At 34.0% G+C, this 13,800-nt stretch carries 14 protein-coding genes; 10 read left to right on the forward strand and 4 right to left on the reverse strand.

Features of this window, described 5'->3' with window-relative positions; all coding sequences use genetic code 11:
- The first annotated feature begins 18 nt into the window (after positions 1-18).
- The 5 genes from BLR36_RS06945 (at position 19) to BLR36_RS06965 (ending at position 5,639) form a co-directional block, all read left to right on the forward strand.
- Positions 19-1,854: a DNA ligase D gene (locus tag BLR36_RS06945; RefSeq protein ID WP_093061007.1), complete on the forward strand. Its 1,836-nt coding sequence runs from the start codon at positions 19-21 to the stop codon at positions 1,852-1,854.
- Between the two features lie 54 nt (positions 1,855-1,908).
- Complete coding sequence (locus tag BLR36_RS06950) at positions 1,909-2,106, forward strand: DUF6501 family protein (RefSeq protein WP_093061008.1); 198 nt, start codon at positions 1,909-1,911, stop codon at positions 2,104-2,106.
- Positions 2,107-2,157: 51 nt separating this feature from the next.
- Positions 2,158-3,021: an AAA family ATPase gene (locus tag BLR36_RS06955; RefSeq protein WP_093061009.1), complete on the forward strand. Its 864-nt coding sequence runs from the start codon at positions 2,158-2,160 to the stop codon at positions 3,019-3,021.
- Positions 3,022-3,030: 9 nt separating this feature from the next.
- Complete coding sequence (locus BLR36_RS06960; protein ID WP_093061010.1) at positions 3,031-4,914, forward strand: vWA domain-containing protein; 1,884 nt, start codon at positions 3,031-3,033, stop codon at positions 4,912-4,914.
- A gap of 152 nt (positions 4,915-5,066) precedes the next feature.
- On the forward strand, positions 5,067-5,639 hold the full coding sequence (locus BLR36_RS06965; RefSeq protein ID WP_093061011.1) for a GNAT family N-acetyltransferase: 573 nt from the start codon (positions 5,067-5,069) through the stop codon (positions 5,637-5,639).
- A gap of 107 nt (positions 5,640-5,746) precedes the next feature.
- On the opposite strand, the gene BLR36_RS06970 is transcribed toward BLR36_RS06965, so the two are convergent.
- The 3 genes from BLR36_RS06970 to BLR36_RS06980 form a co-directional block, all read right to left on the reverse strand.
- Positions 5,747-6,934 carry a toxic anion resistance protein gene (locus BLR36_RS06970; RefSeq protein WP_093061012.1) on the reverse strand — a complete coding sequence of 396 codons (1,188 nt, stop codon included), beginning with the start codon at positions 6,932-6,934 and terminating at the stop codon, positions 5,747-5,749.
- Positions 6,906-7,583 carry a 5-bromo-4-chloroindolyl phosphate hydrolysis family protein gene (locus BLR36_RS06975; protein WP_093061013.1) on the reverse strand — a complete coding sequence of 226 codons (678 nt, stop codon included), beginning with the start codon at positions 7,581-7,583 and terminating at the stop codon, positions 6,906-6,908. Before BLR36_RS06975 ends, BLR36_RS06970 begins: the two co-directional genes overlap by 29 nt.
- 68 nt (positions 7,584-7,651) lie before the next feature.
- The gene (locus BLR36_RS06980; protein WP_093061014.1) at positions 7,652-7,933 is read right to left on the reverse strand and encodes an acylphosphatase; all 282 of its coding nucleotides are present in this window, start codon (positions 7,931-7,933) and stop codon (positions 7,652-7,654) included.
- A gap of 154 nt (positions 7,934-8,087) precedes the next feature.
- Here BLR36_RS06980 and BLR36_RS06985 point away from each other — a divergent pair, with 154 nt between their 5' ends.
- The 3 genes from BLR36_RS06985 (at position 8,088) to BLR36_RS06995 (ending at position 9,687) form a co-directional block, all read left to right on the forward strand.
- Positions 8,088-8,363, forward strand: a complete 276-nt coding sequence (locus BLR36_RS06985) for a DUF1033 family protein (protein WP_093061015.1) — start codon at positions 8,088-8,090, stop codon at positions 8,361-8,363.
- 187 nt (positions 8,364-8,550) lie between these two features.
- A complete protein-coding gene (locus BLR36_RS06990) occupies positions 8,551-8,751 on the forward strand; it encodes a cold-shock protein (protein WP_093061016.1) in 201 nt (66 codons plus the stop codon).
- 108 nt (positions 8,752-8,859) lie between these two features.
- On the forward strand, positions 8,860-9,687 hold the full coding sequence (locus BLR36_RS06995) for an STAS domain-containing protein (protein WP_093061017.1): 828 nt from the start codon (positions 8,860-8,862) through the stop codon (positions 9,685-9,687).
- Between the two features lie 56 nt (positions 9,688-9,743).
- Here the strand turns inward: BLR36_RS06995 and BLR36_RS07000 are convergent, their stop codons facing one another.
- Positions 9,744-10,385, reverse strand: coding sequence for a hypothetical protein (locus BLR36_RS07000; RefSeq protein ID WP_093061018.1), 642 nt, complete (start codon positions 10,383-10,385; stop codon positions 9,744-9,746).
- Between the two features lie 96 nt (positions 10,386-10,481).
- Between BLR36_RS07000 and BLR36_RS07005 the strand changes: the two genes are divergently transcribed.
- Positions 10,482-10,991 carry a YkvA family protein gene (locus tag BLR36_RS07005; RefSeq protein ID WP_093061019.1) on the forward strand — a complete coding sequence of 170 codons (510 nt, stop codon included), beginning with the start codon at positions 10,482-10,484 and terminating at the stop codon, positions 10,989-10,991.
- Between the two features lie 687 nt (positions 10,992-11,678).
- Entirely contained in the window at positions 11,679-13,514 is a 1,836-nt protein-coding gene (locus BLR36_RS07015) for a M3 family oligoendopeptidase (protein WP_093061021.1), read from the forward strand.
- Positions 13,515-13,800: the final 286 nt, after the last annotated feature.

The raw sequence follows: 13,800 nt of genomic DNA on the forward strand, positions 1-13,800 counted from the left end.
GTGGAAGTAGGGAGAAAAATGTTGCCAATGCTTTTAACTGCTTCAGCGGAAATCCCTGTAGGAAAAGAGTGGCTGTATGAAACAAAATATGATGGATTCCGATGCATTTTATATTGGGACAATGAGCCGTTACTTAAAAGTAGAAACGGTAAATTACTAAATGATATATTTCCGGAGATTATTAGCTACTGTCATGAAATTTATAGCCAAATCAAATCCTTTTTGCCACTTACAATGGATGGTGAGTTAGTCTATTTAATAAATAACTTTCAAAGTGACTTTTCTAAAGTGCAGGTAAGAGGTCGTATGCGAAATAAAGAGAGCATTAGTAAAAATGCGCAAACATTTACCTGTCATTATATAGTGTTTGATTTGTTGCAATATAAAGGTAAGGACTTAACTAACCTTTCTTTAACTAAGCGAAAGCAGCAAATGGGGCGACTTTTTAATAAACTTCAGCTTCCCGTTTCTATAAATTATCAGGATACAGATAGATTGCAGGCTATTGATGTTTTTGAAGATAATACTGAATTATGGGAAAAAATAATCGCAAATAATGGGGAAGGGTTAATCGCTAAAAAAAAGGATAGTACATGGAACAGCGCCCAGCGTACTTCCAAGTGGTTAAAAATAAAAAATTGGAGATATATTAGTGTCATATTAACGATATATGATAAAAGTAATGGTTTTTTTCACGGCGCAGTTTATAAGAATGATCTTTTAGTAGAAGTCGTCACTTTTCGTAACGGATTAACCGAAATGGAGCAAAATACATTAATAGCGATATTTCAAAAAAATGGGACAAAACTATCCAATAATATTTGGGAAATAGAACCTTCTATTTGCGTGGATATTGCTTGTATTGATTTTGATGGCAAAAAATTAAGGGAACCAAGGTTTCATTCGTTTAATTTGGATAAAGAAATACAAGATTGTAATTGGCGGCAACTATATAAACAGTTGTATCCTTTACCAGCAAGTACAAAGGTGACTCATCCAGACAAACCTATTTGGCCTGATTTAGGGATACAAAAAGATGATTACCTTTTATATCTGCAACGAATATCTCCTTACATGTTACCTTTTCTAAAGGATAGGATTCTGACAATTATTCGGTTTCCACATGGGGTAACAGGAGAAAGTTTCTATCAGAAAAACAGTCCGGATTATATTCCTGATTTTGTTAAGACAAAGCAAATCGACGATATTAGCTATATAATGTGTAATGATTTAAAAACCTTGCTATGGTTAGGAAACCAGCTAGCACTGGAATTTCACATTCCTTTTCAAACAGTAAATACGGAACATCCAACCGAAATTGTATTCGACTTGGATCCGCCTTCAGTTGATGAATTTTCACTCGCTGTTGAAGCTGCTCTTCGAATGAAAGTAATATTTGATCAGTTTCAGCTGAAATCTTTTTTGAAAACTTCAGGAGGAAAAGGCATTCAACTTTATATACCACTAGTGGAAAATAGCTTTTCATATGAAGAGACGGGTATTTTCACTAAATTTGTATGCGAGTTTTTAGTGGAGCAGGATCCAAAATGGTTTACTATGGAAAGGTTGAAAAAGAATCGAGGGAATAAATTGTATTTAGATTATGTTCAACATAAAGAAGGTAAAACAATAATTGCACCATTTTCACCAAGGGGTAATAAGTTGGGGCTGATCGCAACTCCTCTTAAATGGGAGGAGGTTACAACGTCTATAAAGCCAGATATATTCTCGATTCCATACGTGTTAGATCGAATTAAAAACGAAGGGAATCCATTTCAAGCTTTTCGAGAAGATTTAGAACAAGAGAATTTTGCGATTGTATTAAAGCAATTGAAAGAACTAATAAAAAAATGATTAATTGAAAAAAGTTGGCTTGAATCGTATACTAGTTATAAAGGACGTGGTTAAATGATACATACGAATTGGGCTACAAAGCCAACTATAAAAACAGTGACTTGTACACAAACAGATGCTAAAAAATTTCTTGTGAGCAATGTCCTTACCGTTGGAAAATCATATGAAGTAAAAAATGAAACAGAAGAATTCATTTTTGTAATTGACAACACAGGAAAAGTGGGCGGCTACTACAAAGAATATTTTCAATAAAAACCGATGATGATTTCATCGGTTTTTTTCATAAGGAGACAAGAGCATAATATGAAAGACATCGTAATGGAAGAACAACAAATCAGATTAAAACGAGTACATATCGAACAAGACAAAGCACTGATTGGTGCAGGTGGATATCTTTCACCAGAAGAACATTTACTTGAGGATGTTCTTATTGCTGTTTCATTAAAAAAACCGGTATTGTTGAAAGGTCCAACAGGCGCAGGGAAAACAAAACTTGCCGAAACAGTTTCTGCGTTTTTTTCGCAGCCTGTTCAAAGTATAAACTGCTCGGTTGACTTAGATGCAGAGGCTTTGCTAGGTTTTAAAACAATCGTGACAAATGATGGAGTAAGTAGTATTGATTTTGTAGATGGACCGGTAGTGGAAGCAATGAAAAAAGGTCATATTTTATATATCGATGAGATAAATATGGCGAAATCAGAGACGCTTCCCATTTTGCATAGTGTTCTCGATTATAGAAGAATGCTAACAAACCCTTTTACTGGAGAGGTAATAAAAGCGCATGCCGATTTTTCTGTTATTGCAGCGATCAATGAAGGTTATATCGGGACCACTCCTATGAATGAAGCATTGAAAAATCGTTTCGTTTCGTTTGCAATTCCCTATATATCTGGTGAGCATCTTGAAAAACTATGGGAAGAAATGTTTCCTGAAGCACCGAAGGCTCTACATACACTTATGCTGAATCTAGCGGGTGATTTAATGGAACAAGTGAAACAAGGATTGCTATCAGAGGAAGCCGCATCCATTAGAAGTTTGCTTTATGCTACTGAATTGGCGCAATATATGGAGCCAATCAGAGCCATTACGTATGCGATTGCTGAAAAGCTAGAGGATGACCAAGAAAAACAGCTTGTCTTAGCATTGGCCTCTTCTTGGATAAAGTGAGGGAGATAAATGGGTTCAGTTGACCGTTTTATACAGTTCAATAATGAAACGATAGACGCAAGACAATTAATGCATTATGAAAATGTAGCCAAAGCTTTAACTAAAAATACATTATTAGCGATCAATGAGCGTAAACTAATGGAATTTCAACCAGCGGAGCAGACGATTTCCTTAAGTGTGTTTTGGAGACATCGTGAGGAAAATGTGATGCATGCTGGTAGAATGTCAGATATATTTCTTATGTCGGAAGGATTTTGGAAGTTTTTCGATGTCCTAAAATGGCAGGAGTTTCAGCAGGAGAGGTCAATAAATCTAGGGAAATTTCAGGATCAGCTATTGTTTTGTATAGAAGAATTTCGAATGGTTGAAATGATACAGAAAAAAAGAGTAGGTACGCAGAAAATATTTAACAAACGTATCCAAACCTATTTAGATTTTCATAAACAACAGCTTCGCGTAAATACACAAAAAGGTTTTTTAGCGGATGCCTTTATTAGTTATTTATATATATCCCTTTATGAGGGTACGATGTTCGTACAAGGACCAGATTCCTTTAAGCTAGCTAATAGCATTATTCAAAAAGTTTATGAATCTTCAAACACGCAGCATACTATCGATATAGTTTATCAGCTTTATTTTCTTCTCAATGAATATGTGAAAGAAGATAGTTTGTTGCAATATTACGCAATTATTTCTTACTCCAGTTTACCTAAAAAGGATTTTCATTATCATAGAGGGGTAAAAAATGCGGAATTTGGTGAAGAAGAAAAGAAGGATACAATTGAAGAAGTATTTAGATCCTGGCATCGAGAAAATGAGCAGGAAAATGGTGTGCACCTCCAATATGAATTGGAGCATGGAAGAGATGGTAAAGCCGAGCAAGCTATCGATGCGGAAGAAGGGCAAGAGGGTCATGAAATTACGATGACTGGAAAGGGTCAGTCAAGTGGGAATACTAGAGAAGGACAAGTTAATCAAACGGATGAAGAGCAATCCAGTGATTTAAAGAAAGCTGGCAAATCCTTTGGTAAAGAACATACAAACGTCGTTTACAAGGAACAGCGCATTGTAACTACTAGTCTATCTGACAATAAGCAACAACTATACAAGTATCGACAGGAGCATGCACCTTATCTTAAGGCGTTTATACAAGAGATGAAGAAGCGACTGGAACAAAAACGTTTAGATAAACGAACAAACTTAACAAAAGGTAGGTTATCTCCCAAATTGACAGCGCTTTGGACTGAGGATAGACCCAAACCTTTTTATAAAAAGAATGCTCCAAGCATACAGTTAAATGCTGTTTTTGGGTTATTAGTGGATGGTTCAGCTTCCATGCAAGACAAGATGGAGGAAACGAAAAAAGCTGTGCTACTGTTTCACGATGTATTAACGCAACTTAAAATCACGCATGAAATTGTCCTTCACTATGAAGATGCTTACGAAGCAACGGAATCCTCCCAACCGAATGCATTTGAATGGATCCACAAGCTGGAAGACGGTCAAAAGGATAGTGGTTTAAATATTCTTTCGATGACCGCTCATGAAGATAACAGAGATGGCTTTGCGATTAGATGGATGGGGCAACGGTTAGCGAATCGACAGGAGACGCACAAGTTCCTCCTTGTATTTTCGGACGGAGAACCGTCTGCATTTGGATATGCCCAAAATGGTGTTATGGATACAGCGGAGGCAGTATTGGAACAGGAGCAGCATGGTATAACTGTTTTACATCTGTTTTTAAATGATCAGGAAGCTACAGAGGAGCAGTTGAATCTATTTCGTTTAATCTTTGATAAAAAATCAGCTACGGCTTCTTCATTAGAAAAATTTTCAGAAGAAACACTTCGATTATTACGCAAAATGCTTCATCTTGTTGTGCAAAGTTCTTAAGAGAAGTGTACTTTTTTATTAACCTAATTTGTTTAAGAGGTACAAACGAGGGAATAAATATAAGCGAGGATTTTTCTTCGTAATTTTGTTCCTCTTATAAATGTTCTCAAACAAAATTGTCGAGACTACAATTTTGGAAGGAGAATTTTTTTATGAATTGGTATGAAAAGTTAAATCAATACTTTCCAATCGATGAAATGAAATCACAAGTTCACATGGAAACACTTTTGGTGGAAAAAGAAAATGTGTATATCAAAGATGAAGGACCAAAGCATGTATTGATGTACGTAGAATTTGAAAACTTTATATTTGTGGATTATTTATTTGTTTCAAAGGAAGCTCGAGGAGAAGGTCTTGGTCGGAAATTATTGAGTCGATTAAAAGAGAAGAATAAAGTCATATTATTAGAAGTCGAACCTATTGATTATGAAGATACTGATTCTGAAAAACGTCTTAAATTTTATGCTCGGGAAGAATTTAAACATGCCACTCGTATTGGATATTCACGTCGATCGCTTGCAACCGGTGAAAATACCATTTTGGAAATTTTATATTGGTCTCCATCAGAGGAAGATGAATATGCAATTTATGAAGCTATGAAGTGGACATATGAAAATATACACACGTATAAAGATGAACATTTTTATGGAGATTCTTATGACTCTTCTCATGAAGTATTGGTGTTTAATGATGAAAATAAGAAAAATATGTTGAGATCATTTTGAAGTGTTGCTCAACTAAAGTAAGACCCATAAACAAACATAACGTTTATAGAAAAAGCGCTCGAAGAATATAATATATCTTCGAGCGCTTCTTTTCTGTATTTAGTGTATTAGGAAGATCGGTTTTTAGATTGATCTGCAATGAGAAGCAGGCGTTGCTTTAATTCTTCCTCCATGCGACCAATTTCTATTTCTGCAGCTTTTCGTTTCACACGACCATCTGCTTGAATGCGCATCGTTTCTTCAATTGTTTGTAGAAGGTTTTCTTGTGTTTTCTTCAATGTATCAATTTCTACAATACCACGTTCATTTTCTTTTGCGGTTTCTATGCTGTTAACTTTAAGCATCTCTGAATTTTTTAACAGTAGGTCATTGGTTGTTTGAGTTACTTGTTTTTGTGCAGCTACCGCTTTTTGTTGACGATTTAATGTTAAAGCAATGGCGATTTGATTCTTCCAAAGTGGGATAGATGTCATAATGGATGACTGAATTTTTTCAGCAAGTGTTTGATTGGTTTGCTGGATCATGCGAATTTGTGGTGCACTTTGAATCGTAATTTGTCGCGATAACTGTAAATCATATACTCTTTTTTCTAAACGATCGACAAATTGGGCCATATCATTCACTTCTTGATATGCCATTTGGTCATTTGATAATTCTGCTTTACGTCTTAACTCTGGGATCGTTACATTTACGATTTCGTCTCGCTTTAACTCTGCTGCAGCAATATAGACGTTTAGCGCTTGGAAATAGGTTTTATTTTGGTCGTATAGTTTGTTGAGCATTTGAACGTCCTCTACTAGTCCGCGTTTAGAATGCTCTAGCTGAATACCAATACGGTCTATTTGTGTGCTTAGCTTTTGATACTTCGTCATAAGCTCCTGAACAGAACGATTTACACGACTAAATAACTTTTTAATACCAGATTTTTTTTGTGTAGATAATTCCTCTGGGTTAATCTCGGATAGTTTGTTCATCAAATCACTTAAAATGTCTCCCACAGGTCCGATATCCTTCTTTTGAACATGATCTAGCATTTGGTGTGAAAAACGGGTAAGCTCTGCTTGGGCATTAGCTCCGTAGGTTAGTATTGCTTCATAGTTGCCAGCGGGTATTTGTTCTGCCAATTGCCGGGCTTTTTGCTGCTCTGCTTCTGATAAACGATCCAATAATTTTGTAGGGGCAGCTTCTGCATCAGTTGAAACGGCTTGCGGTTTAGCTGTATCCAAAGTAAATGGGCTTGATAATAATTCGTCCATTAATATATCATCATTTGTATTCGATAACTTTTCGCTCATCTTCTGATTCTCCTTTTAGATATAAAGGTTTTTCTGATTGTTTCACAGATAGTTTGGCAAAATCCAATTCCATTTTAAGAAGCTCCACGTCTGAGGCTAGTACACTGTGTAAATCCTCTTCCATTACAGTACTGATGGATTCAAGTGTATCTCGAGTGTCCTGAAGAGCAAGCTTCATATCCTTGTTTTTCACCGGCTGTGAAACTAATAAAGTATATTTGGAAGTTAGTTCGACGGCAGAATCTAAATGTGCATAAAAGAAGTTTTCCGCCTGATAGAATTTTTTGGGATTCGATTTAACAATAGAAATAATGCGTTTTGCTAAACGATTCATCTCGAATAATTGTTTAAATGAACTGATAGAACGCACTTTCAAATATTGACTATTTAAAGCTTTAATCTTTTTATTTGCTTCTTTTAACTGTTGCTGTATATGGAAATACTCGGATAGAGTCATTTGGTGTTTTTTCATAATTCGTTTTTGTTGTATTTTCTTTATCGTAAAATTAGAAACTATATAGACTCCAATAGCTAAAGCGGAGCTCCAGAAAAATCCACTTTGTGTGGAGAAAAAGAAAACAAACCAAGAAGTAATCATGATCGGTATATTTAAGCAATGACGTATAAAGGTTTGAACTACTTCACTCATGATGTTACCTCCTTTTGATACTATTATATACGATTCAACTAGAATAAGGTTTCATTTTACACTTAATATTAAACGATATCTGATTGCATGGACGTATAGCCCTTTAAATCATCAAAAAATTCAATTTCAAAGGCATTTGTTGCCGATAAAGGAGATACCCCCTTTTGAATATATTCTACTAGCTCCTCTAAATCATTCAGAGCACCCTCTATATCAATGACAATGTGTTTATTTTCCTTTTTTTTGCAGTAGCCTTTTAAACCAAGTGATTGTGCTTTTTGTTTTACTAAAAATCGAAAACCTACTCCGTCCACATCACCATGCATTTTTATATGAGCTCTTTTATTCATTACAAAGTCTCCTAATCTGTATAGTTATTGGCTTTACTATAACTTAACTGAAAAAGTAGGAATTTTCAATTTATATATTTCAAGCCTTTTAAGTAGACTTTTTAAATACAAACAGTAAAATATGTATTAATAAAAAATGTTAGAGGCGATAAAAATGTTCGAAATTATTTATATGAAGGCAGACTATGAGCCGTGGTGGCAGTTTGAAGGCTGGGAGCAGCATATTATAGAAAAGCATTCTTTTGAAAATGAAGCGGAAGCACAATCCTATCTTGAAGGTAAACTAGCAGAATTGCGGGATAAATTTCCGAAAGAAAAAAGGAAGCACGATAAATATTGGGCTTTTTGGTCTGAGAAGGAACAATGCTTTTGTGAATCGTGTGATGACGATTTACAAATATACCATGGATTAATATGGAGCTTTCGGTAAACTATTTAGAATTATAAAAAAACTCGTTGACTAAAATGTTCCAGCTGATATAATTTAAGTAACAATTCAATGTGAAAAATACCGTATTAATGATTCACATATCCTATGAAGTGATCGATGTGAAATCGGTACTTCATGGAATATGTGAATTTTTTCACGTATTGATTAATTTTTTGGAGGTAATAGAATGAAACAAGGTACAGTAAAATGGTTTAATGCAGAAAAAGGGTTTGGCTTTATCGAAGTAGAAGGTGAAAATGATGTATTCGTACACTTCTCAGCAATTCAAGGAGAAGGCTTCAAATCACTAGAAGAAGGTCAAAAAGTTGAGTTTGAAGTAGTAGAAGGCAACCGCGGACCACAAGCGGCAAGCGTTACAAAATTATAAGAGGACAAAGAAGCACATCGTTTGGTTGTGCTTCTTTTTTTTGTAAATAGGTTTAATGTTCTGTAAAGAGGGTAAAAATGTTAAAGCATTGTTTTTATAGGGGGAAAAATTTTGGAAGATATATTACTAGAACATAACCTGAAGGAATTTTTAGAGGCAAACAAACAAAATTTTGAATCATACTTATTAAACCAAGCCGTAAATGTCAGAGAAAAGATAAATGATATTTTAAGAGTTGGAGATATTGATTTAATCAATAATGCTCATAAATTAACTAGTTACATAATTAATGGCAATGAGCAGGAAAAGCTAAGAGCTTTTGCTAAACAAGAAGGTGTTGCATGGGCGACCTTTTCTTTAACATTATCCTTTAAATTAGAATGGGTTCAAGCTATTAGAAGAACATTGTGGCATTTCATTCAAAAATATAATGATGAGTTGAAATCAATTTCTATTGAATCATTTTTTCAATTAGAAAAACAAATTAACAATCAAATAGACTACTTTTTAAATGAATTTTTCATAAATTATTCGACTTATAAGGATGCACTTATTTCTTCTCAACGGAAAGTAGTGGAAGCCCTTTCAGTTCCTATAATTCCTATTACACCAACCATTTGTATTTTACCGTTAATCGGATCTGTAGATACTTATAGAACAAGTATATTAGAAGAAAAGGTACTTACAGAGATTGGACGTTTGCACATCCATACATTAATAATGGATCTTTCTGGAATTTCAGATATGGAAACAGAGGTCATTGATCATTTAATGAAAGTTATTTATGGCACGTCTATGATGGGCTGTAGCACTGTTATTACTGGTCTTAGACCGGATGTTGTTCGTCAGATGATTCAACTAGGCGTTCAATTTGGTCATGAAACGAAAACGTATGCTACTTTGCAACAAGCTCTTAACCAATATTTGATTAATTAAAAGAAAGGTGACTCGTGAGGTAAAACGCGAATCACCTTTTTTAGTGTTGTGTTGTGCTATTCTATTTTTTCTATAATGGAGGATATCGTAAATGGTTCTTCTTCATTTGTGGACATATATTCACGTTTTATCTCGCCAAATCCTTTCGCAAAGTATTTGCGCATCAGATTTCCTTGATCATCTATTTTCTCCAAAACCAAAACGTTTGCAAAAGTTTGCAAATCTGTTTCAACAGTTGTTGTGGAAGAAGTTATTTTCCATCCATCAAATTCTGTTCCGACTTCTAATGGCGTTTTTAAATAGACGGAGATAGTTTCCATTGCCTGAAGTTCCTGAAGGGTAGGATTTGCTACTTCGTATGCTTCACCTTGTTCATCGATAAGCGTGATTTCGGTAGGTGAAATTTTATAATATCTTCTCATAACTGTCCCACCATTGTCTTCATAGGTAGCTACATAGTTATCGAATAGGTGGTAGGTTTTTAATGTGAAAGCTGCATATTCATTGCCTTCTCCTCTAAACTTCGCTGTAGAATTATCATTTAAAAAATATTGCATTAAATCTGTTGATTCTTCTGTAACTACATCAGGCTCTGTTATCGGTGTTTCCGTTTGTTCAAGAGTCGACTGCCCTGCCTGTTCACTTGTACAGGCAAAAAGAAAAACGATAGGTATCAATACTACCAACATATTTTTCATCGTATTTCCTCCTTTTTAATTTTAGTATTAGACGTCGGTTAGCTTATTATGTTTCAAATATTCTTTTTTTTGGTATAGTGAAAAGAGGAAGGGGATATGACCATGAATGTAGAACTGAAAAAAGATTTACCAACTTACGAAGAGCAACAAGACTTCTATATTAAGTTACGTTCTAAAATTACAGACTATGTAGAAAGTAAATCGGGTAAGGCCGGGAAGTTTACTCCATATCTTCTGTTCGCACCGGATTTATTTCACTTATTGGTGAAGTCGATGTTTGATGACCGTTTAGATGCTAAGAGTAAAACACTTGTAGGTAGTGGGATTTTGTATTTCATCACTCCCTTAGATGTATTACCCGAAGGATTAGTTGGACCGGGTGGTTTTATTGATGATATTATTGTAGCTACTTTTGTAGTGAATATGTTACTAAATAAGTTTTCGCCTGAGGTGATTGAAGAACATTGGGCTGGAGACGACAAATTGTTGAATGTCTTGAAAAAGGTATCGGAAACTAGTGATTCATTTCTAGGTAAGTTACCGAGTAGGTCTCTACTTGGACGTTTTATTAAAACTTCCAAAAAGGATACGATCCAGAAGAGCTAAACTTCTCGAAAAAATAGTAGGGAAATATAATATATTGTAAATCTAAAAAAGTATTGCTTTTGCAATGCTTTTTTATTTTAGCTCTTTACCAATTATTTTGAAGAAGTAGAAATATATTAAGCAAACTAGAAATAAGAACTACATAATAATTAAAAGGAGATTAATACAAAATATGGAAACATATGATACAATCAGATTATCTAAGTTCGCGTATGAAATAATTTACTTTTTCGTCTAGTGAGTCGTTGCTAGTTGAATAAATTTGAATGATGGGGTGAGTATATTGGGGAAATATATAAGTATCGTTATATTAATTATTATGGGTAGTTTTTTCCTCTTTTTGGCTTTAGGAAGTTTTTTTACAAGTGATATTCATTATGAACCGCTACTTTATATTTTCGGATCTATATTCGTTATTTTGCTTTCGATTTTAATCTCCATACTAGTTTATATAGCAGACTTGTTAAAAGAAAAGTTGTAAAGTTGCAACTCTCCAAATAAGTAAAATTAAAGGGTTAGCTATACACCTACATGTTCAATTTTGGGGATTCATAAAGTAATTTAACGAACTTCCTTAAGATTGGAAGTTCGTTTTTGATATTTTTTCACCTCTTTTAATCCGAAATGTGTTAAGGTGGGAATGTACGTTCGGTTTATAGTTAGTATATTTCCTATAGGAGGAAAAGGATGGAGAAAATGGTTCATCAAAAAGTTTGGAATTTGGATAATATTTTTTATGGTGGAAGCAAATCATTACAATTCTTAGATTATATTAAAGATTTGGAAGTTCTTGTTTGTGATCTAAAAACATGTGTAAAATCAGTTGCTCCTCCATTCACAACAAATGAATCAGCTAAGTTGGAAACAATAGTGGAATACATAGGAGAAATTTATGTCAATTTATCTCAAGCTAATTCTTTTATCACTTGTCTTCTTTCGCAAAACACAAAGGATCAAGATGCTGCATCTTTACGAGGAAAGGTAGCTCAAATAGAATCTCATTTTGAAAAAGAATTATCAAATGTGAAAACATTATTAGCAGATACAAAACAAGATTTATGGGAAAGTTTAATTGAAACAAAAGAATTAAAAAATTATAAATTTGTTCTTAATGAATGGCGAGAAAATACAGTTAAGGATTTATCGAATGAAGAGCAAAATTTAATAACTGATTTAATGGCTGATGGATATCATGCGTGGGGTCATTTTTATAAAGCATTAGTAAGCAGTATTAAAGTAAATGTTCAAGTTGATGGAGAAGTACAGATACTTTCAGTTGGCCAAGCAATTAACTTACGGGCTTACCCTAATGAGGAAGTGCGAAAGAATTCTCATAATGCTTTAGAATCCATATGGGAAGAAAAAGAAGAGCTATTTGCAAAAATACTTAATCACATTGCTGGCTTTCGTTTAGAAGTATACAAAAAGACTGGTGTAAAAAGTGTATTAGAAGTACCTTTGAAAGAGAATCGAATGAAGGAAGAAACAATAAATGCAATGTGGTCAGTAATCAATAAAAATAAAAAACCTTTCTCAAAGTATTTGAATCGAAAAGCTGAAATCATCGGTAATTCTAGCATGAAAGCTTATAACTTTTGGGCTCCCGTTAACAATAGTATTCAAAATATACAATACGACGAAGCAGTTGAATTAATTACGGAACATTTTAGTCAGTTTGGAACTGAATTAAAAGGTTTCGTAAAGCAAGCTTTCGATGAAGCTTGGATAGAAGCCGAAGATCGTGCCAATAAGGCTGCAATTCCGTTTTGTGCTAGTTTTCCTCTTACTGGTGAATCAAGAGTTTTTACTACCTTTGGAGGGACTTTTTTAAATGTGTTAACTCTTGTTCATGAATTGGGTCATGCTTTCCATAATTATGCTATGAAGTCTGTTAATGGGGTGAATAAACGTTATCCTATGAGCGTTGCTGAAACTGCTTCAACATTTTCAGAAATGATTATTTTTGAATCCGCTATGAAGAAAGCAGTATCAAAATCAGATAAATTGATGATATTGGATGAAAAATTAAAGCGTAGTGTCATGAACTTTATGAATATTCATTCGCGATTTTTATTTGAGCAGAGATTTTATGAAGAGCGCAAAGTAGGGTTTGTTTCAGCAAATCGTTTAACTGAGTTAATGGGAGAAGCGATAAATGAAGCTTATGATGGATCGCTAGACCATCCCTCTACTTACTCTTGGGTATGGACACCACATTATTATATTACGCATTCTCCTTTTTATAATTTTCCATATACTTTTGGCTATTTATTTTCTTTAAGTATTTTTGCAAAGGCGAAGGAGAAAGGTGATGAGTTTGAAAAAGATTATTTGAACTTACTGCGTGACTCAGGAAGTATGACCGTAGAAGATTTAGTAATGAAACATTTAGGGGTAGACATCACTTCGGAGGAATTCTGGGAAAAAGGAATGGAAATTTGTGTGAAAGATGCTGAGGAATATATAAAATTAACATCTACAGTGGATATTGAACAAACAAAGGATGGTTTTCTTAGTAAATAAGTTAATCTAAGTAGAAAATGAACTGCTGGGCTTTATATTTGGCTTAGAAATAAGAATGAGTTAAGTAAAGTTCTTCGATATTTCATAAAAAAATTCATATAATTTACTAAAAAGCATTTAGTTGAATGAGAATGTTATAAAAAGGACCAATTTGGTCCTTTTTGTTTTGGATGGAATGAAACAAGAGTTATTTTCCTAGAATAAAAAATATTTTGATGTCTAGTAAACTTTACACAAAGTACAGCATAGTATACAACATGTAAAAAGTAATTTACTAATTTTCACA

Source organism: Psychrobacillus sp. OK028 (assembly GCF_900103605.1).
Taxonomy (GTDB): domain Bacteria; phylum Bacillota; class Bacilli; order Bacillales_A; family Planococcaceae; genus Psychrobacillus.

What these genes read in the sequence shown, in the direction of transcription:
- BLR36_RS07005 (WP_093061019.1), top strand. Translation starts at nt 10,482, where the DNA reads ATGACCATGAATGTAGAACTGAAAAAAGATTTACCAACTTACGAAGAG.
- BLR36_RS06990 (WP_093061016.1), top strand. Translation starts at nt 8,551, where the DNA reads ATGAAACAAGGTACAGTAAAATGGTTTAATGCAGAAAAAGGGTTTGGC.
- BLR36_RS06945 (WP_093061007.1), top strand. Translation starts at nt 19, where the DNA reads ATGTTGCCAATGCTTTTAACTGCTTCAGCGGAAATCCCTGTAGGAAAA.
- BLR36_RS07000 (WP_093061018.1), bottom strand. Translation starts at nt 10,385, where the DNA reads ATGAAAAATATGTTGGTAGTATTGATACCTATCGTTTTTCTTTTTGCC.
- BLR36_RS07015 (WP_093061021.1), top strand. Translation starts at nt 11,679, where the DNA reads ATGGAGAAAATGGTTCATCAAAAAGTTTGGAATTTGGATAATATTTTT.
- BLR36_RS06980 (WP_093061014.1), bottom strand. Translation starts at nt 7,933, where the DNA reads ATGAATAAAAGAGCTCATATAAAAATGCATGGTGATGTGGACGGAGTA.
- BLR36_RS06970 (WP_093061012.1), bottom strand. Translation starts at nt 6,934, where the DNA reads ATGAGCGAAAAGTTATCGAATACAAATGATGATATATTAATGGACGAA.
- BLR36_RS06985 (WP_093061015.1), top strand. Translation starts at nt 8,088, where the DNA reads ATGTTCGAAATTATTTATATGAAGGCAGACTATGAGCCGTGGTGGCAG.
- BLR36_RS06975 (WP_093061013.1), bottom strand. Translation starts at nt 7,583, where the DNA reads ATGAGTGAAGTAGTTCAAACCTTTATACGTCATTGCTTAAATATACCG.
- BLR36_RS06955 (WP_093061009.1), top strand. Translation starts at nt 2,158, where the DNA reads ATGAAAGACATCGTAATGGAAGAACAACAAATCAGATTAAAACGAGTA.
- BLR36_RS06960 (WP_093061010.1), top strand. Translation starts at nt 3,031, where the DNA reads ATGGGTTCAGTTGACCGTTTTATACAGTTCAATAATGAAACGATAGAC.
- BLR36_RS06950 (WP_093061008.1), top strand. Translation starts at nt 1,909, where the DNA reads ATGATACATACGAATTGGGCTACAAAGCCAACTATAAAAACAGTGACT.
- BLR36_RS06965 (WP_093061011.1), top strand. Translation starts at nt 5,067, where the DNA reads ATGAATTGGTATGAAAAGTTAAATCAATACTTTCCAATCGATGAAATG.